This is a genomic window from Peribacillus sp. FSL E2-0159, assembly GCF_038643155.1.
In the GTDB taxonomy this organism is placed as follows: domain Bacteria; phylum Bacillota; class Bacilli; order Bacillales; family DSM-1321; genus Peribacillus; species Peribacillus simplex.
In genome coordinates, this window is sequence record NZ_CP152053.1 from 491,498 (window position 1) to 513,236 (window position 21,739).

The window sequence follows — 21,739 nt, forward strand, 5'->3', positions numbered from 1 at the left end:
ACATTTGTCGAATTTTAAAGGCCTTATTGTCATTTCCCCGGAAATTTCGGCAACTTTCCCATATTTCCCGGAAAATATCTCTTTTTCCTTACGAAATAATTGAATTTCGACACTGTATCTCTTGTTGCTTTACTGTGTAATAGTTTGATATGATTTAGACGATGATTATATGGAGAAAAGCGACGAAATTCAGTCGATTTGGATATTTTTTCGGAGGTGAAGAGAATGTCACGTATTTCTATGGAACAAGTTAAACACGTTGCCCATTTGGCTCGTTTGGCTATTACGGAAGAAGAAGCACAACAGTTTCAGCATCAGCTTGACCAAATGATTTCATTCGCGGAGCAGTTGAATGAGCTTGATACGGATCAAGTAAACCCGACTTCTCACGTTTTGGATATGAAGAATGTTATGCGCGAAGATGTCGCAAAACCGGGATTGCCAGTAGAAGAAGTAGTTAAAAATGCACCGGATAGCAAAGAAGGATATATCCGTGTACCATCAATAATTGAATAAGGAGGGACAATGATGTCGTTGTTCGAACAAAAGGTTTCTGAGCTTCATGAACGCTTACATAAGAAAGAGATAAGTGTCACTGATCTTGTTAACGAATCGTATAAGCGAATCGGACAAGTAGAGGACAAGGTGAAGGCATTTTTGACACTTGATGAAGAAAACGCCCGCAATCAAGCAAAACGATTGGATGATCAATTGGTAAAAGGCGAGAACGAAGGCGCTTTATTTGGTATGCCAATCGGAGTGAAGGATAATATTGTCACTAAAAATTTGCGTACGACTTGTGCGAGCAAAATTTTGGAGAACTTTGATCCAATCTATGATGCAACCGTTGTTCAAAAGCTACAGAAAGCAGAAACGGTTACAATAGGGAAATTAAATATGGATGAATTTGCGATGGGTTCTTCTAATGAGAACTCAGCATTTCAGGCAACACGCAACCCTTGGAACACGGAATTTGTGCCAGGAGGTTCTTCGGGTGGTTCAGCTGCATCTGTTGCTTCCGGTGAAGTCCTATTCTCTTTAGGTTCCGATACGGGTGGATCGATCCGCCAACCAGCGGCCTATTGTGGAGTTGTCGGCTTAAAACCTACATATGGACGGGTTTCCCGATTCGGACTAGTAGCATTTGCGTCTTCATTGGACCAAATTGGGCCAGTTACAAGAACGGTTGAAGATAACGCTTATTTGCTTGAAGCGATTTCAGGTGTAGATCCAATGGATTCGACCTCTGCTAATGTTGACGTGCCGAGTTTTGTGAATTCGTTAACAGGCGATGTTAGAGGATTGAAAATAGCTGTACCTAAAGAATATCTTGGTGAAGGCGTTGGGGAAGAAGCACGTAATTCCGTACTTGAAGCGTTAAAAGTATTAGAGGGGCTTGGAGCTGAATGGGAAGAGGTATCCTTGCCGCATTCCAAATATGCTTTAGCTGCCTATTACCTGCTATCTTCATCGGAAGCTTCGGCTAACCTTTCACGTTTTGACGGAGTGCGTTACGGACATCGTACAGATAATGCAGAGACTCTTATCGAAATGTATAAGCAAACCCGTGCAGAAGGATTCGGTGACGAAGTGAAACGCCGTATCATGCTTGGAACGTTCTCCTTAAGTTCCGGTTATTATGATGCTTATTATAAAAAGGCTCAAAAAGTACGTACATTAATCAAAAAAGACTTTGAAGATGTCTTTGAAAAATACGATGTCATCGTTGGGCCGACTACACCTACGCCTGCATTTAAAATTGGTGAAAAAGTCGACGATCCATTAACGATGTATGCGAATGATATCTTGACGATTCCAGTCAATCTTGCTGGTGTACCAGGTATATCCGTGCCATGTGGATTCGCAGCGAATGGGCTTCCGCTTGGACTGCAAATGATTGGGAAGCATTTTGATGAAAGCACGATTTATCGCGCGGCTCACGCATTTGAGCAAGCAACAGATTTTCATAAACAATTTCCTAAGCTGTAAGGGGTGAAAAAAATGGACTTTGAAACGGTGATTGGTCTAGAAGTACACGTAGAATTAAAAACGGATTCTAAAATTTTCTCAGCGAGCCCAAATCATTTTGGTGCCGCTCCAAATAGTAACACGACTGTAATTGACCTAGGCTACCCAGGAGTATTGCCTGTCGTCAATAAAAAGGCTGTTGATTTTGCAATGAAGGCTGCAATTGCCCTGAATTGCGAAGTGGCGGAAATTACGAAATTCGACCGGAAAAACTATTTTTACCCGGACAATCCTAAAGCATACCAAATTTCACAGTTCGATCAACCGATCGGTGAGCATGGTTGGATTGAAATCGAAGTGGGCGGCAAGAAAAAGAAAATTGGCATTACCCGCATTCATATGGAAGAGGATGCTGGAAAGCTGACACATAAAGGGAACTATTCACTGTGTGATTATAACCGCCAAGGTACGCCTCTTGTTGAAATCGTATCCGAACCGGATATCACTTCCCCGGAAGAAGCTTATGCTTATCTGGAAAAGTTGAAATCCATCATTCAATACACCGGCGTTTCCGATTGTAAAATGGAAGAAGGCTCACTTCGCTGTGATGCTAACATTTCCTTGAAACCTGTCGGCCAAAAAGAATTCGGTACGAAAACCGAATTGAAAAACTTGAACTCATTCAACTTCGTTCGCAAAGGGTTGGAGCATGAAGAAATCCGACAAGCGGAAATTTTGAATGAAGGCGGCATAATCGAACAGGAAACCCGCCGGTTCGACGAAGCTACAGGCAGAACGGTACTAATGCGAATTAAGGAAGGTTCCGATGATTACCGTTACTTCCCGGAACCGGACTTATTGACAATCCATATCGATGAAGAATGGAAAGCGCGTATTGCTGCCGAGATTCCGGAACTTCCGGATGCCCGGAAAAAACGCTATGTCGAAGAATTTGGCTTACCTGAATATGATGCAGCCGTTTTAACGGTAACGAAAGAAAGTGCTGATTTCTTTGAAGCGACAGTCGCTTCAGGAGCTGATGCAAAACTAGCATCTAACTGGATCATGGGTGAGGTTTCCGCTTTCTTGAATGCAGAAGGTAAAGAGCTGCATGATGTCAAATTGACTGCTGAATCGTTGGCTGGAATGATCAAGCTGATTGAAGATGGCACGATTTCTTCTAAAATCGCTAAAAAAGTTTTCAAAGAATTGATTGAAAACGGCGGGGATGCTGAAACGATCGTCAAGGAGAAGGGACTAGTCCAAATTTCCGATGAAGGCGCATTGCTTACAGCCGTTGAAGAAGCATTGAATAATAACCCGCAATCGATTGAAGATTTTAAAGCCGGTAAACAAAAGGCAATTGGCTTCCTTGTCGGACAGATCATGAAAGCGACAAAAGGACAAGCCAATCCACAGCTTGTTAATAAAATTTTGGTGGAAGAAATCAATAAACGTTAATATTGACCGTATCACTTTTAAAGTGGTACGGTTTTCTCTTGATTAAGAAAAGTGTTTACTGTGACAAAGGAGAAAATAATTTTTGATTTTTTTTGAGTTATCTGTAGGGGTAACTCCTTTTTGTGTCGTCTATTACATGAAAGTTTAACATAACAGGAAAGGAGGAAGAGAAGTGACGGATGAGTTAGTTGAGAAGGTAAGGGCTGGGAATGATCATGCATTCCGAATGTTGATTGAAACTTATAAACAGACGATTTATAGAACCGTCTATTCCGTCTTGCGGAATCAAAAGGATGCTGAAGATGTTACCCAGGAAGTCTTTATCAAAATCTATACTTCTCTTCCTCAATATAAGAACCAAGGTTTCAAAACTTGGATTACCCGAATTGCGGTCAATCATGCAATCGATTTAAAGAGAAAGAGGGAACGCCAAAAGGAAGAATTGCAGGACGAACATTCATCGGAAGCTAATTTGGGTTTAACTGATGATGTCGAGGCAGTATTTTTTCGGAATGAAAGGCGAAAGCAAGTATTACGGAAGCTGAATGACCTTCCAGAGGGATACCGGGACGTTGTATATGGCTATTACATAAAGGAAAAGACATTCAAGCAAATTGCAGAGGAACAGCAGATTCAAGTGAAATCTGTGGAGGTAAAGCTATATCGGGCAAGAAATTGGATGAGAAAACATTGGGAAGAGGAGGATTTTTCATGAATCATGTTCCTGAAGCAGAATGGGATGCATATTTGGCAGATGAAATACCAGAGGCTCTAAAATTTGAATATGAAAATCATCTATACTCCTGTGACAAGTGTTTGTCCTCCTATATGGAAGCGATGGAAAAAGAAGAAAACAGTCTGGACATTGAAGGGTTTGATATTGCAGGTCCTGTCATGGAATCGATTAGCCGATTGAAAGTCGACTCTGTTGAAGAGGCCAAGGCCAAGCAACACAGAAAAGAGAAATCACTTCGGACGATCACACGACATTACTTGATCGCGGCAGGGTTTACGATTTTATTAATGGCAGGCGGAGTATTTCAAACATTGACAGAATACGTGGATTCTGTCGAATCAAGCAGCGAAAAGGAAACGCAGTCCTTAACCGATGGACTTATTGATAAAACATTTAATTGGATGGACTCTATTGAAAAGAAAAATAAGGAGGGGTTTAGAAATGAATAAAAGTCCGGTATTAGCCTTTTTATTATCATTTTTGCCAGGTTTCGGACATTTTTACCTAGGAAGGAAATATAAAGGGTTATTTTATTTTCTTGCCACAGCTGGATTGGGGCTTGGAGGTCTTTTTCTTTCGTTGATCAGTCAATCTGATGCGTTTCTGGCTTTTTCCATTATTGGAATGGTGTTTTATTTCATCAGTATATTTGATTTGGTGGTCACCTCACTGAGGAAGCCTAAAAGTGAAGAGGATGTGGAGGGAATGGCAGATCAGCAGCCGGAGGCGGAAAGATTTTATGTAATCATCCTTTCATTCGTTCCAGGGTTAGGGCACTTTCAGCTGGGCCTCATGAATCGGGGACTCATTTTTCTCATCGGCTTTTTAGGCCTTGGCATTATGGTGATCTTCATCAGTGTGATGACACAGATGGAAGGTCTGTTAATATTCATGGCACTATTGCCTGTTATTTGGATTTACAGCTTTTTTGATTCTGTTCAGCAGCTCAATAAAAAGCAAAGAGGTGAGGAGCTTATCGATCGGACCGTTTTGGAAGATTTCGAGGAGAGGCGGGAATCCGGGAAGAAGAGTAAATCGGTCGCGACTTTATTTGCTATTTTTCCTGGTGCAGGTCACTTATATTTGGGGCTGCAAAAACGTGGGATTCAATTGATGGCCGGCTTTTTATTCGCCATTTACATACTGGATTTACTCCGTTTAGGTTTCTTCTTTTTCCTTATTCCAATTATCTGGTTTTATAGTTTTTTTGATGGATTGCAAAAAGCCTCGAAAATGGAGGAAGGTCCAGTTGAAGATATCCCCATCATTTCGGGGATGGTCGATCACCAAAAATGGATAGGATTGGGATTGGTGGGTCTTGGAATCTATTTCCTGGCTAGTAATATAATCGTCCCGGCCATAGCTCCTCATTTAGATGAATGGATTGGAAGAAACTTAGAATATTGGTTTAGAGATTATTTTCAAAAAGGCCTGGTATGCATCCTTCTTATAGGCGGGGGAATCAAATTGCTGTCGGGAAGTAAAAAAGGAAGAGTCAAGGAGGAGACAAAATGAGAACATGGAGAGTCGGAACGATTTCAATGGGAATCTCCCTGGTTGGTTTGGGTTTGGTTTTACTGGTTTCGCAAATTGCGGATATAAATTTGACGACGATTCTGCTATCATGGTGGCCATTGCTGTTCATTATCTTGGGTGCAGAGATTCTCTTCTATATATATTTTTCCAGAAAAGAAAGTTCTTTTGTAAAGTATGATATTCTTAGCATTCTTTTCGTGGGATTGCTTGGAACGACTGGGATAGTTTTAATTCTGCTAACATCAAGCGGATTGATGGATCAAGTTAAGGCTGCCGTGAATAGTGAAGAGAAAACGGTTAATTTGCCTGGTTTCAATCAAAAGGCAGGGAAAGGCATACAGAGAGTTGTCCTGGACCCTGGCCCATACCCATTGACAATTGAGAGTGGTAAGGGCGAGGAAGTTTCCATTTTTGGAACATATGGTGAGCGGGTAAGGAAAGAGGATGATTCGTTGTTGAATAAGGCGGAAGATTATTTACTCGTTGAAAGAAATGGTGATACGCTTTATATAAGCTTCAAGGATTTGCCGATTCAAAATGGGCTTTTGAACAGTGGTACAATGAATCTTAAGGCAACTCTTATAATCCCTGCTGAGTTGGCCGTGGAGATAGACGGGCAAAGTACCGATCTTGTCTTGAAGCCTAGAAAGCTCTTGAATGACTGGAGTGTGAAGGACAGCGGAAATCTAAGTGTATTCCTTCAGGATAAAAGTGATGTCAAGATAGATGCTAGAGGGGTCGAGGAACTTGAAGGACCTGAGAATGGCTGGAAGATGACTGAAGTGAAAGAAGAAACAAGTGAAGAAGGCGCTGTTAAAAAGAATGGGATATTCAATATTGGAAAAGGGAAACATACTTTAACGGTTACCGATACATTTAACGTGAATGTTCAATATCCATGATTGAAATCATTTACTAGAATAAAATTGTAAAAAGCATTATAATTTTCCCTGATAAGATTTCTAGTAAAATGCAAAAGATATGGACCGAAATACGGTCCTCTTTTTTCGAATATTGCTTTTCATGTAACGAAGGATTAAGATGTAAATTATGGAATCAATATGTATAAGGATGATGGGAAATGAAAAGAGCAAGGTTGATTTACAACCCGACTTCGGGCCGGGAAGCCATTAAGAAGAGCCTGCCAGGTGTTCTAGCGAAACTTGAAGAAGCTGGTTATGAAGCTTCTGCACATGCAACGACCGGTGCTGGGGATGCGACGAAAGCGGCTAAGATAGCGATTGAACGCGGCTATGATATAGTTATTGCAGCAGGGGGCGACGGTACGATTTATGAGGTTGTTAATGGACTGGCCACTGCAGAGAAACGTCCGAAACTAGGAATCATTCCGACGGGAACGACCAATGATTTCGCGCGGGCGCTGCATTTACCGAAGTCAATCGAAGGGGCAGCCGAAATTATTGCCAGCGGGCATACGATGCCGATCGATATTGGGAAAATGAACGATAAGTATTTCATCAATATTGCAGGCGGGGGCAGATTGACTGAATTGACCTACGACGTGCCGATCAAGCTGAAAACCATGCTTGGTCAGCTAGCGTATTATATTAAAGGAATTGAAATGCTTCCTTCAATTAAACCGACGGAAGTTTCTATTGAATATGATGGAAAGCTTTTTGAAGGAGAGATCATGCTTTTCTTGGTGGCTAACACGAATTCGGTCGGCGGCTTCGAGAAACTGGCTCCTGACGCCTCTCTGAATGATGGTATGTTCACGTTGCTTATTTTGAAAAAGGCCAACCTCGCTGATATTGTCCGTGTTGCAACATTGGCAATGCGCGGTGAACATATCCATGATAAAAACGTCATTTATGAAAAAGCCAATCGAATTAAAGTCCAGGCCAAAAACGACATGATGCTTAACTTGGATGGGGAGTTTGGCGGGATGGCACCAGCTGAATTCGTAAATCAGTACCGCCATTTTGATGTATTCATCCCGCAAGGAATACTGCCGGACGATCCGGCAAATAAATAGGGTGAAAAGGCCACTGATTATGGTGGCCTTTTCAGTTTAATGAAGCAAGGAGAATTGCAAACATGTATATCAGGAAAGCGACACCGGAAGATGCGGAAAAGTCAGCCATATTGACCCGGTTAGCGATTAAGGAAATTGCAGAGGTTTTGACAGGTGAAACGGAAGAAGAAAGAGTACTTTCCGTTCTTGCCGATTTGTTCAGGAAAAGTGGAAATCGGATCAGCTATGAAAATACCTTTGTAAGTGAACATGATGGACAAGTATCTGGATTGATCATTGCTTACCATGGCAAGGATGCCGAAAGCTTGGATGAACCGATAGTGAAACAATTAAGGATGAAAATGAAAGATCCGAGCCTTACACTCGATAAGGAAGCGGAAATGAAAGACTTTTATTTGGATACAGTATCCGTTGACCCGAATTTTCAAGGAAAAGGAATTGGTAGTGCACTGATTCAATATATTGAGGGATACGCTAAAAATAAGGGGTATCCAAGGGTTTCTTTAGTCGTTGAAAATGAAAATGAAGGGGCGAATCGTCTCTATAGCAGATTAGGATATATCGAAATGAAAACCATTACGATTAGTGGCCATGAATTTCGCTATATGGTTAAGGAAATAGAAGAACCTCCTGTTTAACAGGGGGTCCTTTTTAGTTATTTGAAATTTGGCACTGAATGCAATTACATTTGCTGCCCATTCATGGCTGCCCAATCAGCGTAAGCTCCGGAGCCATTACAGCCGGGACAATCGTGTATATCGGAAAAATGATATTCCGTAGGTACGAAAGAGCTGTATCCGCGTCCGTAACAATCCGGACAGAGTCCTTTTTGCTCCATACTTGCACGATGTTTTTCTAACCTTGTAGCATTCCATGCTGATATAGAGTTAAATAAACCCATTTTCTCACCTCATCTATTTTTCCTTATTTTTCTTTTTTTATTGAACTTTTATTCATGGAACTATGAAAAATCCGTAATTCCTTCCACTATATTTTATGAAATCCAGGGTAAATTGGTGAGTGGTTTTGTGGCAAGGCCTCTATTGTGGTAAAATACAGGCTAGCATAAAAAAGAAAAGAGAAGATGATATGAAAAAAACAGCACCAGTTGCTAAAAATGATATTATAGAGGTTTTATTTGAAGATTTAACACATGAAGGGGCTGGCGTCGCTAAAGTAGATGGCTACCCAATCTTTGTTCAGAGCGCCCTTCCTGGTGAAAAAGCAAAAATTAAAGTGATGAAGGCTAATAAGGGTTATGGCTTCGGACGTTTGATGGAGATTATCGAAAACAGTCCATACCGGGTTGAGGTCACGACTGAAGATTACCATAAATACGGTGGTTGTCAGCTGCAGCACATGAGCTATGAAGGACAGTTGGAATTCAAGGAAAAGCAAGTACGTGAAGTGATGACACGCATCGGGAAACTGGAGGATGTGAAGGTTCACCCGATCCTTGGGATGGAGAATCCAACCCATTATCGTAATAAAGCGCAAGTGCCTGTTGGTGAAAAGGATGGCAAGCTAATAGCAGGGTTCTTCAAACCGCGGACACATGAAATTGTTGAAACAAAAGAAAGCATTATCCAAAATGAAGTGATCAATGAATCCGTTCAAGTCGTTAAAGAGATTTTCAGTAAACTTGGCATCCCTGCTTACAATGAAGAGGCACATAAAGGTGTATTGCGGCACATCATGGCCCGTTATGGCAAGCAAACAGGTGAATTAATGATCGTTCTCGTTACAAGAACGAAAAGTATCCCTTTCATCGAAACAATCGTGAAGGAAATCGTTGAACGTCTTCCACAAGTGAAATCCATCGTTCAAAACGTGAATTCTAAGAAAACGAATGTTATCTTAGGCGATAAAATGACTGTACTATGGGGCGACGAAGTGATCCATGATATGATCGGTGATGTGAAATTTGCGATATCAGCAAAATCCTTCTACCAAATCAATCCAGACCAAACGAAAGTCCTTTATGATAAAGCACTTGACTATGCAGGGCTGACTGGTGAAGAAACGGTGATTGATGCCTATTGCGGCATTGGAACCATCTCTTTATTTTTAGCTAAAAAAGCGAAAAAAGTAATCGGTGTCGAAGTGGTCGAAGAAGCGATAGAAGACGCACGCCGCAACGCTGAATTGAATGATATCTCAAATGCAGAATTCATGGTTGGCGATGCAGGTAACGTTATTGCTGAATGGTATCAAAAGGGCAACACTGCGGATGTCATCGTTGTGGATCCTCCACGCAAAGGTTGTGAAGAGTCCCTTCTGAATACGATCATCGATATGAAGCCAAACAAAGTCGTATACGTATCATGCAACCCAGGCACTCTGGCGCGTGATCTTCATATCTTGGAAGAAGGCGGATATAAAGCAGTTGATATTCAGCCTGTCGATATGTTCCCAATGACGACACATGTTGAAAATGTAGTGTTATTAGAGTTGAAATGAAGGAATGGGGCCCGGTCTAAATGACCGGGCCCTCAGACTGTAGGCGAACTCGATGAAAATCGAGTCTGTCTACAGTTTTTTTATGGCTTGTACAATTTGGACGTTGATTTCCGCTCCAGACACTTGTCGCTGGCCGTCAGCTCTCTTGCCCCTACTGCGCGCCTCCTTAGACGCACTTTTCCCGCAGGAGTCTGGCACTGTTTCTCTCCAATAAACTTTGTTATAACATTTAGATAGAAACCATACCTGAGGAGAGGTGTTTCTTTGGGGCAGATGGTTCGGGAACATCATGTGATGAAAGATATGTTTTCCGAACCCATTGTCTACAAACTGTGGGTCTCGGTCTAAATGACCAGGGCCTTTTTCACGTAGTTAAATTGAAGTAAAGGGAGGGGGATTTTTTTTTATTATGTATATTCTTGACGCTCTGACTTGGACATATATTAAGGAATATATGATTGGGAGGCAAGGTGATTTTATTAATTTTCAAAAAGCGGTGGCTGTAATTGTTGGTAGCTTTTTGGTAGGTGTTGGAATCAATGGTTTTTTAGTTCCTCATCATTTAATAGATGGCGGCGTTATTGGGATTGCACTCATCCTTCATTATTTCTTTGATTATCAAACGGGGCTATCCATGTTGATCCTTAGTATTCCTATATTTTTATATGCTTGGTACTATGAACGCCCTTTTTTCTATAGCAGCGTTCACGGATTGCTTTTGACATCCCTTTTTATGGATTGGCTAAATCCACTGAAAAAGGTCTTTTCCATTTCGATACTAACAAGCTCTTTGATTGGCGGTGCCATCATAGGGATGGGCATAGGACTCATGCTTCGATATGAGACAAGCAGCGGGGGAACGGATATGTTAGCCAAAATCATCGCAAAATCTACCTCCATGGATATTGCATTTGCGATTATCGTCATAGATACACTAATCATTTCAGCTGCAGCATTCACTTTAGGTATCGAAATTTTTCTTTTTTCATGTGTGACGATTATCATCATTGGACTGATCACTTCACTTATGAAAGTGAGGGATTGAATATAGTGATCAGTTCCTTAAGATATGGGCTACGCCATCTATTGCCTTTTGCAGCTTTTCGCTATTTTTGCTAAACATCTCTTTAGCTTCCTTTGATTCCGTTCCAAGTGCAAACAGCTCTAAATCCGCCTGGCATTTTTTCAAGGTCGCGAGCATAAGAGGTTTTTCTTGAGGAGAAGGAACTTTAAGTTTATCATCAAAAAGGTCCACAGTTAATTCTCCGTTAGAATTAGCTTGAGCAAGAAAAACATTCTCGAGGATTACCCCCAACTTATCCAGTTCAGTTTGAAGCCAATTTCGGTTTAGTCCAATCGTGGAAAGTGGTTCATCGAGTATACTGCCGTCCATAATGATTGTTTGTGGCTCCTTTACTGCAGCCACTGGCAGGTTAAGGTCCTTAGGTGTTATAGGTTGATTTTGCTTCTTTAACATTACGGAAAAATCCCCGTTGGCTTCCAATAAGGCAAACTCAACTTCAGAGATATCGAAGACATCCTTTTTTCGGAGCAATCCCAACAATTCATCAATGGTATATTTCTCTTTTTTTAAATTATCTTCCATGACTTTCCCATCTTTGATGAAAACCGATGCTTTTCCTTCCACAAGATCACGGAAAGTTTTACTTTTTAGGGATATTAATCCTGCAATGAAGGGTGCTATGGCAAAAACTAGAATGGACAGTACACCATGTATAATATTGCCCTCCACTTTCGTAGCTAATTCTGCCCCAACATTACCAATGGTTATGCCCGTTACATATTCAAAAAAGGAGAGCTGGGACAATTGTTTTTTTCCTAACACTTTTGTGATCAAAAAAAGAACAATTAAAAAGAATAATGAACGCAAAAGAATTTCTATCCAATCCGGCATTACTAAACACCTCCTGCTTGATCATTGTTTTTAAAAACCTTTATATTGTGGTTCTTCCCGTTCTAACTCGCCCACGCGCTTCAGTACATCCTTCATAACTTCATTCACCACCAGCATCGTTTCATGTAAGATGCGTTTAGATTCCTCATCTTGAGTCCGGAGTGCTAAGCTGGATAAGCCTGCTTCAACTCCTTTCAGGCTAGAGACACATTGTTTTACATTAGAAGCTATCGTCATATAGCATCCTCCTTATCCTTAGGTCTAAAAATAATCGTTCGAACACCCCGTGGCTGTTTATTCCGGCACTGGTTACTTTAAAAATCCCAGCATGCTTTTCCGTATCCGCGAAGGCTACGGAAACAATCTCAGCAACCACGAATGTTCATTCTTTATGAGCAGGCGTATGTTTGAATCATGTTTGTGGTTCACCGCCATATTCGATCGATACGGCATGGGCAATGCATGGAATCGTCTCACTTTGTTGAAAGGATAGGGGAGATAACAAAGCACCGGTAGCCACGACGAGCAATCGTTTAATCTCTCCCTTTTTCATGCGATTTAATAAATGACCATAAACAACGGTTGCGGAACACCCAGGGCCACTTGCACCGGACAGGACCGGTTGACCTTCCCTGTATATCATTAAACCGCAATCTTTATATTGCTCTTCTTTAATCGGTGTATTATGTTTTTTAAATAATTCCAATGAAACTTCATGTCCAATTTTTCCTAAATCCCCAGTCACTATTAAATCATAATAGGATGAGTCAAGGTTCCGTTCTCTTAAATGGGCTTCAATCGTATCCACAGCGGCCGGGGCCATTGCACCTCCCATATTGAAAGGATCAGTCAATCCCATGTCAATGACACGGCCTATCGTAGCTGATGTGACCCTTGGGCCTTCCCCGGCACTGCTTAATAAAGCTACGCCGGCCCCCGTAACGGTCCATTGGGCTGTTGGAGGTTTTTGCCCTCCGTATTCAGTTGGATAGCGAAATTGCTTTTCTACTGCGGCGTTATGACTTGATGCTCCTGTCAATAAGTACTCTGCCCCTTTTGTATTGACAAGGTATGCACCAAGAGCCAGTCCCTCCATGGAGGTGGAGCAGGCACCAAATAAGCCGAGATAAGGTGTTCCTAGTGTTCGGCAGGCAAAACTCGTAGGGGTTATTTGGTTGATAAGGTCGCCTCCAAGGAAAAATTGAATCTGTTCCTTTTGAAGACCCGCCTTTTCGATTGCTTTTGTACTCGCTTCTTCCAATAAGACTTTATGTGCCTTTTCATAAGTATCTTGATTTATCCATAAATCGGAATGGAGAAGATCGAAATCATCCGCAAGCAAACCGTCTGCTTCAAATGGACCGCCAACAGTTCCTGTGGAGACGATGACAGGCTTTTGATCAAACACCCATGTACGATGCCCCGTAAGCATTATAAACCCCCCCATTGTATGAGTATTTTCATTACCAGTGCTGTGATAAAACCAAGGAATAACATAAATGATTCAGCCAATTTGAATATATTGCAGCCATTTCCTAAAACGTAACCTTCTGCCCGGTATTCTATGGCTGCTGCGGATATAGCGGCATTACCGAAACCTGTAATCGGAACGAAGCGGCCAATTCGGTCATACACCCCAAATCCGGTGAGGATCATAGCAATGAATATTAATATTCCAGCCATGGGGTTTCCAGCTGTCTGGTCCATGAAGTCATGGTATAGGAAATGAAAATTCGGAATGACTTGTCCGATCATATAAATTATACCGCCGGTCATTACTGACCTTTTAATTTCCAATTGAGTTTGAACTTGCTGATGTTCCTGTTGGATAGGAGTCAACTTTTTCTTTTTATCATTTAACATCCTCGCATCACTTCTTCCATCCATTCAATAAGGCATTAACCTTTTATTAAGGTCTTTCCAAAGTTCCTGTCAATCAAATTCTAAAAACGACCGGTTTACGATGATTTTTAAGCGTATGCAATTCATAGCTTTTACATCCGCGACTTCGTCCTTTTCCATAAGCTTTAGGCTTGAGCGCCCTCTGTTCGGTCAATTGGATTGCTGGTATGTAACCCTATGGTATATTCAAAATAAGTCCCTTATAATAGCCGTCTGACTCTCGAAAATCCTGTCTAACATAAAAGTAAAAAATTTTATTCTCCTTATGGATTGAAAGATATAAAAAAGGCTGGTTGCTTTAACCAACCTTTTTTATATGAATGATTATTGTTTATATTGAGGTTCCTCGTTTTGAATCTCTTCTATGCGAGGAGTGATGCTATCCACAATCGTTTGTGTTTGTTGGGCAGCTTGTTGGTATAGTTGTTTGGCTTGCTCATTATCTGTGGAAAGCGCGAAGGTTTCAAAGCTCGCTTGAGCGCTTTTTAGCCCTGCAATAGTTGTTTTGACATCGTTTATTACTGTCATGTATGAACCTCCTTAGTTTGTAACTGCTTTATTAGAGTAAGGAAAAAATAATTATCTATACCTTCCAAATTTCTCTAGGAATTGAATAAAGTAACTAACTCAATCCATTAATCAAACGTTTGATTAATGGAAAGGGAACAGGCAGAAGCATTCTTAAAATGGGATTTATTCGTAGTACAAATCGTTTTTATTGTTTAATTATTGACTGAATTCAGAATTATAAATATAATTGTAGGAAACATAACGCGATTACGTGAGGTGATATGACATTTATATTAGGGATGATTTATATAGTAGAGTTGTTTTTGAAATTTCATCTGAAGAAGTGATAAAAGGACTGCTCTTCCATAAAAGCAAACAAGAGTCGGAAATTGAATCGATCAAAGGTAAAATTCATAAATATGAGCAAAAACGAAGAGCTGAGGAAGCTTGGTATCAATCCCTATCACCGTTTAAACGTTTTTTTACAGGGCGTGCCCCAAGTCATCACCAGGCAGTTGAGCATTTGGTGAATGTTAAAGATAGATATAAACAAATCGAGAAAATAAAACAGAAGGTCGCTTTTTTAAATGAGGTGATCGGTTTACTTGAAGCTGAACCGGAAAAAAGGGAAATGAATTTGCCATCAGACATCATTAAAGAAATAATGGCCTGGCAGAAAGCGGAGGGAACACCAAGATGACTTTAGAAACGTTAAACGCTGGCTTGGATACGGTTTGGGTGGTTCTGACAGCAGCCATGATTCTATTAATGGAGGGCGGGTTTGCCTTATTGGAGGCAGGGTTCGTCCGCACGAAGAATAATGTGAACATTATTATGAAGGTTTTTGCCGATATTACGATAGGAACACTTTGCTATTTCATCGTTGGTTTTGGCTTAATGTATGGAACGGATGTATTTGGAACCATCGGAGCAAGCGGCTTTCTGCTGAAAGGTGATTTGTCGCACATCGACCTTACGATTTCCATGGATGCATTTTGGTTATTTCAAGGCGCATTCGTCATCGCCGTTATTTCCATCGTTTCGGGAGCAGTTGCGGAAAGGATTAATTTTCGGGCGTACCTTATTATTGTCGTAATGATGACGGCGTTCATCTATCCGATTGCTGGTCACTGGGTATGGGGAGGTGGCTGGTTAAGTGGGTTGGGCATGCAAGACTTCGCAGGGTCGGCGGTCATTCATGCGCTAGGCGGTTTTTCTGCACTTGCTGCTGCCATTGTAATCGGGCCGAGAGCGGGTAAATTCACTTCACGGGGTACTAGTTCCATTTCCTTGCCGAGTAATCTCCCATTGGCATCTGTTGGGGCATTCCTTTTATGGTTTGGCTGGTTTGGGTTTAATGCAGGAAGCACCTTACAAGCTACAGATGGGCGCATTGGCCATATTGCCATTGTCACGATGCTCTCAGCTGCATCAGGGGGGGCCGCGACATTGCTTTATACACTATTTAGGTATGGTCGTTCGGATGCACCTTCCGTCATCAATGGCTCACTTGCAGGCCTTGTCGGGATTACAGCAGGCTGTGCATTCGTTAGTGATCTGGCGGCGTTACTGATTGGAGCAGTTTCTGGAATGCTCATGTTAGCTGCGACAAATTGGTTGGAAGCAAGAAAAATCGATGATCCGGTTGGCGCCTTTCCTGTTCATGCGGCATCAGGAATGTGGGGTACGATAGCGGTAGGGCTTTTCTCCACTGAAAACGGATTGTTTGTAGGTGGGGGATGGCATTTGCTTGGAGTTCAAACATTAGGATTAGTGGTGTTATGCATCTGGGGCTTTTCATTGACATGGCTTGTTTTTAAAGTTATAAATGTTTGGCTGCCTATAAGATCCACTGAAGAAGAAGAAGAACTCGGGTTGGATATCAGTTATCATGGCATCATGGCCACACATACCTCGCCGGAGTTCATCAAGGTAGAGGATTACTATAAGCAGGAAGAAGATTTGACAAGGTAATGTCCATAATACTCATGGTAGAATCAAGTGAGAGGTGAATTTTATATGGGTACATGCAATCTTAATCATTCGCAGCATGATGTCAGGCTGAAATTTGAGAGTCAAAAGCCATTTTTACCAACTGAATTGAGTCAAACATTGAATCGTTATCTTGAAAAAGGGAATTCGCAGGAAACATTGAATGAACTCTTTCATCTATTGAAGAAGTATGACTTGGCTACCCAGAAGGACCAGGAATCAAGAAATGAAAAGTTGAAACAGATAATGTTATAAACAAGAAAGAACGGGAGTGCAAGAATGACTCCCGTTCTTTTTTGTTTTTTTATTATGGAATATCTTCTTTTAAATGATTTAAGGGATATTTGTGATACTATCTCATGAATTATTCACATATTTATACATGTGACGAAAGGAAACTTACGCATGGTGCTATCTATATAGATAACGATGAATGGAATTGAGGTGAGAAAAAACTAAATATATAGGCTTATAGGTGTAAGGAGGAACAAAAGGAGAGAGGCATAAAAAATGAGACATTGTAAATCATGCGGCAATCCTGTGAACGAGGACTCTCGAACTTGCCCATCATGTGACACCCCCATTGTTGGTGAAGAACAAATAACGGAAAAGGAAGCAGCCTCCGAGATGAGACAAGAACAAGCAGAGGAGACTTCTACCAAAAGGCATAAGAAAAGAACATTAACCATTACTGCAATATTGGCCTTTATCATGATTTCCAGTGCGGCCGCTGCCATTATTCTTCATAAATCCCCGAAAGAGCTCTATCTTCTTTCCGAATATAAAACATACCAGAAATCCAAAGAAGGATGGGTTGAGAAGTATGGCGATAAGATGGAATTTCAAGAGAAAATGATGAAGAAACCTTCAAGTTCGGAGATGACTCTAAGCGGCAATATCGATATGGATTCAATATCGAATGATCCAAGCTTAGAAATGTTTCAAGAATTATTGAACAAGGCAACAATTACTGCTAAAACTGAACGGGATCCAATAAGCAATCAAAGTTATTATAATTTGGCCCTGAATGTCGAGAAGGAAAAGGCAATGGATGTAGAAATGCTCCAAACCAAAGATCGACTAGGTTTGAAAGTCCCATTTTTATATGAAAAATTCTTTTATGTAAATTTTGATGAATATGGTGAGTTCATGCAAATGATCGATCCATCATATACTGGCCCTGAAACCTTGGATGCATCCGATCTTGAATGGCAAGACTTGAATATAACGGAGAAAGAACAGGAATACATCCAAAAACGATATGGGGCATTCCTGTTGGGAAATTTAGAAGATAAAAACTTTACGATGAAAAAGGGCGTGGAGTATATACATGAAGGCGAAACGATCAAGGTCAGGGAAGTGACGCTTATACTTTCTTCTTCGGAAACTAAAAACCTAGTAAATGATTTCATGGATCATTTGATTAAAGATGAAAAGCTTCAAAGCATGATAGTCACCAGGGCACAAAAAGTGTCAAAAACCGGTACAGTGACAAAAGAAATAGGAATTTCTGATGCAAACGGATTGAAACGGCAATTGGTGGACGGCCTAAAAGATGCAAAGAAAGAAATGAAGGGTATCCATTTTTCTAAAGGATTTTCTTCTACATTGCTAATTGATAAGGATGAGCAAATAATCGATCGTAAAATAACAACGGCTTTTGGAGGCAGCAAGAATCAACTCAACATGGAATTGAGGAGCAAAAACGTTTCATATGGCGATGATCAATTATTCGAAGAATTTAGCGTGGCACTCTCTCCTGAAGATGAAGAGGAATCAAAGATTTTGTTCCAGGTTACAAATGATGTGGTCATAAAAGAGGCTACTCGGAAAGAGAATCTTAATGCCTCCTTTAAGATTGAAGAGTATGGGGAGTCTGAGGAAATTAATTTTTCGATGAAGAGTGATATTGACGGAGAAAAGGATGGTAAGAAAAAAATCAGAAGAGATTTCAATCTTAACTTCGTTGTTGGCGAATTTACTGATAGGCCATCGGGTTTTAAAGGAACCATTAAACAAACGAGTGAACTTAACTTAAAGAAAGACTATTCCAACGCGAAATTCGAATTAAAGCTTGGTTTAGCAGATGAATTGGACTCTGATACGGTCACGTTCAAGCTGGACTCCAAAACGAAACTAAAAGACATACTGGAAATGCCGGATTTGAAACTTGATTCCGGTGCGGGCCTAAACTTAGTGAACATTCCAGAAGGTGAAATGTATCGTATTCAGGAAGAAGTGGGAATGAATTTGATGGAACTGGGCATTAGATACGGACTTGTACCAGAAGATGTATATCAGTTCGATAGCTATGATGGTTATTATGATTTAGAAGATGAAGATTCGGTTGATAAATTGTAGACGGGGATGTGTTGCTTTTTATTTAATAGTACTACTGAAAATGGAAAACAGCAGCGGAAATTTGGAAACTCCTATTTTCTTTTTATTGGACGCATCAGAAATTGGTAACTACTTTTTTAAAAAGGATGGCAGGGGTCACATTCAAGGTAGCGAAAAATACACATGATAGTAGTGAAATCGTAAAGCTCAGTAACCGAAAAGCTGTTCCTTTAAAATGGATTAATCAGTTTAAGTAACGCGGACAAGGGTTTAGTGGACCTTTAAAGATTTAATCAATCGTTTGATTAAATCTCATGTACTGACTATCAGTGCCTTCAAAAAATGCATCGGGAAAATAAAAAAAGCGGGAGCCCATAATGAGCTCCTGCTATTTCATTATTAAAAACCATCGTCTGTTGCGGTGAAGGGGATGTTTAGGTTTCTTTCCACAGCCCGAAGTCTTTGATTCAGCCTGTTTAACCTATTTGTATGTCGCTGGTCCGCTTGACTTAGCCTGGAGATTTCCTGGTTAATGCGGTTCACTTCACGATTTATCCGCGTGATTTCTTGGTTCTGCCGATTGAGTTCCCTCGTTTGACGTTCGTTTTGACGCTCAAGTTCCCGGACTCTTCTTTCAAGTTGTTGAGGCTGCCTTTCAACATCGATTGGGTCGGGCACCTGGCTATATGGATTCTCTTGTACCTGCTGAAGGTTCCAATCTTGCTGTGGCATATAATCAAATCGTTCAGGCTGTTGGAAATATGGGTTAAAATTAGATTGATAGTACTGATGATTTCCATTTTGTTGTGGAAAAGGATAAAATCCGTATGAATTCATAGTCAACTCTCCTTTTTAAAATCGGGATGGATACGTTATAACTTATGTAAGTTCCGGTGAAGTGACTAGGCGTTAGCCCATATGAGTGGGAAGAAGAGGTAATTTACAGAAAAAATTTCAATAAATTTGCAGAAACCATCCGGTTCCTATATCGTTTAGGATAGGAGAAATTCTTTTATCCATCTTGAAACCAATCCCAAGGATAATCCGTATATAAAGAAAAGAGTGTAAGTCAGGAGTGTAATGATTATGAATCGATTTCTTGCTGATTTTGTTCCGATATTGATTGCATTTCCAATGGTTTTGCCGGTGTGGATGATTAGCTATTTTGTATTGAATCAACCGTTTGCCCTGTCCGTTGTCATATCTTTAGCAGGAGGGGGGCTTGTATACTGGCTAAGTTCCGTATATTTTTCCTCTCGATACCTCAAAAAACATGAATTGACGAGAAAAGAATATCAATATATAAAGAAAAATTTAATTGAAGCAAAACCGAAGATATGGCGTGTGCAAAAAGCACTAATCTCGGTCAGGCATATCTCTTCTTTTAAACAGAGGAAAGATATGATTAAAATGATCAGGAAAATATATAGTCTGACAAAAAAAGAGCCAAAGCGGTTTTACCAGGCGGAACAATTTTATTACTCGCATCTGGATTCCGCCATGGAGCTTGCGGAGAAATATGTTTTTTTAGCACAGCAGCCAAAAAAGAATAGGGAACTCGAAATTTCCTTAACAGAGACTCGTAAAACCTTAAAGGAACTCACTTATACGATAGAAAAGGATTTATATAAAGTGATTGCCGATGATATCGATAACCTTAACTTCGAATTGGATGTTGCTAAGCAATCGATTAAAACTAGAAAAGAGTCACAAGTAATTGATGAAAGCAGGAGGTTAAAATGAATAACAATGATCCAAACCTGTTGAATAAAACGAATAATGCCAGTTTGATCGATGACCTTTTAGCCAATCCATTTGATGGGGTGCAGGAGCTTGAGAAAGTATCTTCCCAGGAAGCGAAACCGGTTAAACTGATCGATGTCATTCCTGAAGAGAACAGGGCAAAGGCTTATCAGCTTGCCGAACAAATCGACCCTACGAATCATCAGGCGATGATATCTTATGGTACACCCGCCCAATCAAAGCTCCTGACCTTTTCTAATTCCATGCTTGAGCATGTCCAGAAAAAAGATGTGGGTGAAGTGGGCAACATCATCAGTGATTTAATGAAAAAGTTAAACGAGCTGAGCCCGGATGAGCTAAAACCGGATAAGCCCTCATTCTTTGCGCGTATGTTCGGGAAGCTCTCGGGATCTGTCCATGAGGTGCTATCCAAGTATCAAAAAACTGGGGCCCAAATTGACCGAATCAGTGTGAAACTCGATCGGAGCAAGAATATCCTGTTATCGGATATCGTAATCCTTGAAAAGCTATATGAAACGAATAAGGATTACTTCCAGGCATTGAATGTCTATATTGCAGCTGGGGAAATTAAACTTGAAGAAATCCATGAGAAAACGATTCCGGAGCTAAGGAAGTCCGCTGAATCAAGCAATGATCAAATGAAGTTTCAAGAAGTCAATGATATGCTGCAATTTGCTGAACGGTTGGATAAAAGGCTTCATGATTTGAAATTGAGTCGGGAAATCACGATTCAAAGCGCACCGCAAATCAGGCTGATCCAAAACACGAATCAGGCGCTAGTCGAGAAAATACAATCTTCGATCATGACAGCCATTCCACTTTGGAAAAATCAGGTTGCGATTGCATTGACCCTAATCAGGCAGAGGCATGCTGTAGAAGCGCAAAAACAGGTTTCCAAGACTACAAATGAATTGTTATTGAAGAACTCTGAGATGCTGAAAACGAATACCATTGAAACGGCTAAAGAAAATGAGCGCGGACTTGTCGATATCGAAACATTAAAGAGTACTCAAGCTAACTTGATTACCACTCTTGAGGAAACCATGCGGATTCAAGAAGAAGGCAGGCATAAACGCCGTCAAGCCGAGCAGGAATTGGCGTCAATGGAAAATGAACTGAAGCAGAAACTATTAGAGATAAAGGGATAAGGGGAGACAAC

Annotated in this window: 24 protein-coding genes; 17 read left to right on the forward strand and 7 right to left on the reverse strand. The window is 40.8% G+C overall.

All coding sequences use genetic code 11. From position 1 onward, the window contains the following. Window positions 1–225: 225 nt before the first annotated feature. From gatC to NYE63_RS02490, 9 genes are all read left to right on the forward strand, one after another. The gene (gene gatC / locus NYE63_RS02450) at window positions 226–516 is read left to right on the forward strand and encodes an Asp-tRNA(Asn)/Glu-tRNA(Gln) amidotransferase subunit GatC (RefSeq protein WP_076372748.1); all 291 of its coding nucleotides are present in this window, start codon (window positions 226–228) and stop codon (window positions 514–516) included. A gap of 12 nt (window positions 517–528) precedes the next feature. Next, entirely contained in the window at window positions 529–1,989 is a 1,461-nt protein-coding gene (gene gatA / locus NYE63_RS02455; RefSeq protein WP_342603938.1) for an Asp-tRNA(Asn)/Glu-tRNA(Gln) amidotransferase subunit GatA, read from the forward strand. 12 nt (window positions 1,990–2,001) lie between these two features. Then, a complete protein-coding gene (gatB, locus tag NYE63_RS02460; RefSeq protein WP_251432209.1) occupies window positions 2,002–3,429 on the forward strand; it encodes an Asp-tRNA(Asn)/Glu-tRNA(Gln) amidotransferase subunit GatB in 1,428 nt (475 codons plus the stop codon). A gap of 172 nt (window positions 3,430–3,601) precedes the next feature. Then, window positions 3,602–4,144 (forward strand): sigma-70 family RNA polymerase sigma factor, encoded by a 543-nt coding sequence (locus NYE63_RS02465; protein ID WP_342603939.1) that lies wholly within the window; start codon window positions 3,602–3,604, stop codon window positions 4,142–4,144. Continuing rightward, window positions 4,141–4,614: a hypothetical protein gene (locus NYE63_RS02470; RefSeq protein ID WP_342603940.1), complete on the forward strand. Its 474-nt coding sequence runs from the start codon at window positions 4,141–4,143 to the stop codon at window positions 4,612–4,614. The genes NYE63_RS02465 and NYE63_RS02470 overlap by 4 nt, the downstream gene beginning before the upstream one ends. Further along, the gene (locus NYE63_RS02475; RefSeq protein ID WP_342603941.1) at window positions 4,607–5,680 is read left to right on the forward strand and encodes a hypothetical protein; all 1,074 of its coding nucleotides are present in this window, start codon (window positions 4,607–4,609) and stop codon (window positions 5,678–5,680) included. The genes NYE63_RS02470 and NYE63_RS02475 overlap by 8 nt, the downstream gene beginning before the upstream one ends. Continuing rightward, window positions 5,677–6,603 carry a hypothetical protein gene (locus tag NYE63_RS02480; protein ID WP_342603942.1) on the forward strand — a complete coding sequence of 309 codons (927 nt, stop codon included), beginning with the start codon at window positions 5,677–5,679 and terminating at the stop codon, window positions 6,601–6,603. Before NYE63_RS02475 ends, NYE63_RS02480 begins: the two co-directional genes overlap by 4 nt. A 179-nt stretch (window positions 6,604–6,782) precedes the next feature. Continuing rightward, window positions 6,783–7,697, forward strand: a complete 915-nt coding sequence (locus NYE63_RS02485; protein ID WP_342603943.1) for a diacylglycerol kinase — start codon at window positions 6,783–6,785, stop codon at window positions 7,695–7,697. A gap of 62 nt (window positions 7,698–7,759) precedes the next feature. After that, complete coding sequence (locus NYE63_RS02490; RefSeq protein WP_342603944.1) at window positions 7,760–8,335, forward strand: GNAT family N-acetyltransferase; 576 nt, start codon at window positions 7,760–7,762, stop codon at window positions 8,333–8,335. Between the two features lie 44 nt (window positions 8,336–8,379). Here NYE63_RS02490 and NYE63_RS02495 read toward each other — a convergent pair whose 3' ends face one another. Then, the gene (locus tag NYE63_RS02495) at window positions 8,380–8,598 is read right to left on the reverse strand and encodes a hypothetical protein (protein ID WP_063235743.1); all 219 of its coding nucleotides are present in this window, start codon (window positions 8,596–8,598) and stop codon (window positions 8,380–8,382) included. Window positions 8,599–8,786: 188 nt separating this feature from the next. On the opposite strand from NYE63_RS02495, the gene rlmD reads away from it, so the two are divergent. Beyond that, window positions 8,787–10,157 (forward strand): 23S rRNA (uracil(1939)-C(5))-methyltransferase RlmD, encoded by a 1,371-nt coding sequence (rlmD, locus tag NYE63_RS02500; protein WP_342603945.1) that lies wholly within the window; start codon window positions 8,787–8,789, stop codon window positions 10,155–10,157. 409 nt (window positions 10,158–10,566) lie between these two features. Next, complete coding sequence (locus NYE63_RS02505) at window positions 10,567–11,202, forward strand: YitT family protein (RefSeq protein WP_342603946.1); 636 nt, start codon at window positions 10,567–10,569, stop codon at window positions 11,200–11,202. 9 nt (window positions 11,203–11,211) lie between these two features. Here NYE63_RS02505 and NYE63_RS02510 read toward each other — a convergent pair whose 3' ends face one another. The 5 genes from NYE63_RS02510 to NYE63_RS02530 form a co-directional block, all read right to left on the reverse strand. Beyond that, window positions 11,212–12,072 carry a DUF421 domain-containing protein gene (locus tag NYE63_RS02510; protein ID WP_342603947.1) on the reverse strand — a complete coding sequence of 287 codons (861 nt, stop codon included), beginning with the start codon at window positions 12,070–12,072 and terminating at the stop codon, window positions 11,212–11,214. Window positions 12,073–12,102: 30 nt separating this feature from the next. Then, window positions 12,103–12,309: a DUF1657 domain-containing protein gene (locus NYE63_RS02515; RefSeq protein WP_063235746.1), complete on the reverse strand. Its 207-nt coding sequence runs from the start codon at window positions 12,307–12,309 to the stop codon at window positions 12,103–12,105. A 175-nt stretch (window positions 12,310–12,484) separates the two neighbouring features. After that, complete coding sequence (gene spoVAD / locus NYE63_RS02520) at window positions 12,485–13,504, reverse strand: stage V sporulation protein AD (RefSeq protein ID WP_342603948.1); 1,020 nt, start codon at window positions 13,502–13,504, stop codon at window positions 12,485–12,487. Beyond that, a complete protein-coding gene (locus NYE63_RS02525; RefSeq protein WP_342603949.1) occupies window positions 13,504–13,935 on the reverse strand; it encodes a SpoVA/SpoVAEb family sporulation membrane protein in 432 nt (143 codons plus the stop codon). Before NYE63_RS02525 ends, spoVAD begins: the two co-directional genes overlap by 1 nt. Before the next feature lie 363 nt (window positions 13,936–14,298). Beyond that, entirely contained in the window at window positions 14,299–14,502 is a 204-nt protein-coding gene (locus NYE63_RS02530; RefSeq protein ID WP_057278507.1) for a DUF1657 domain-containing protein, read from the reverse strand. Window positions 14,503–14,827: 325 nt separating this feature from the next. Between NYE63_RS02530 and NYE63_RS02535 the strand changes: the two genes are divergently transcribed. The 4 genes from NYE63_RS02535 (at window position 14,828) to NYE63_RS02550 (ending at window position 18,837) form a co-directional block, all read left to right on the forward strand. Then, entirely contained in the window at window positions 14,828–15,184 is a 357-nt protein-coding gene (locus NYE63_RS02535) for a hypothetical protein (protein WP_230160220.1), read from the forward strand. Then, window positions 15,181–16,458, forward strand: coding sequence for an ammonium transporter (locus NYE63_RS02540; protein ID WP_342603950.1), 1,278 nt, complete (start codon window positions 15,181–15,183; stop codon window positions 16,456–16,458). Before NYE63_RS02535 ends, NYE63_RS02540 begins: the two co-directional genes overlap by 4 nt. A 45-nt stretch (window positions 16,459–16,503) precedes the next feature. Further along, complete coding sequence (locus NYE63_RS02545; RefSeq protein WP_342603951.1) at window positions 16,504–16,731, forward strand: hypothetical protein; 228 nt, start codon at window positions 16,504–16,506, stop codon at window positions 16,729–16,731. A 255-nt stretch (window positions 16,732–16,986) separates the two neighbouring features. After that, window positions 16,987–18,837 carry a DUF6583 family protein gene (locus tag NYE63_RS02550; RefSeq protein WP_342603952.1) on the forward strand — a complete coding sequence of 617 codons (1,851 nt, stop codon included), beginning with the start codon at window positions 16,987–16,989 and terminating at the stop codon, window positions 18,835–18,837. Window positions 18,838–19,215: 378 nt separating this feature from the next. Here NYE63_RS02550 and NYE63_RS02555 read toward each other — a convergent pair whose 3' ends face one another. Next, window positions 19,216–19,548, reverse strand: coding sequence for a hypothetical protein (locus NYE63_RS02555; protein WP_342605666.1), 333 nt, complete (start codon window positions 19,546–19,548; stop codon window positions 19,216–19,218). 354 nt (window positions 19,549–19,902) lie between these two features. On the opposite strand from NYE63_RS02555, the gene NYE63_RS02560 reads away from it, so the two are divergent. Then, window positions 19,903–20,559, forward strand: a complete 657-nt coding sequence (locus NYE63_RS02560; protein ID WP_342603953.1) for a 5-bromo-4-chloroindolyl phosphate hydrolysis family protein — start codon at window positions 19,903–19,905, stop codon at window positions 20,557–20,559. After that, the gene (locus NYE63_RS02565; protein ID WP_342603954.1) at window positions 20,556–21,728 is read left to right on the forward strand and encodes a toxic anion resistance protein; all 1,173 of its coding nucleotides are present in this window, start codon (window positions 20,556–20,558) and stop codon (window positions 21,726–21,728) included. The genes NYE63_RS02560 and NYE63_RS02565 overlap by 4 nt, the downstream gene beginning before the upstream one ends. Window positions 21,729–21,739: the final 11 nt, after the last annotated feature.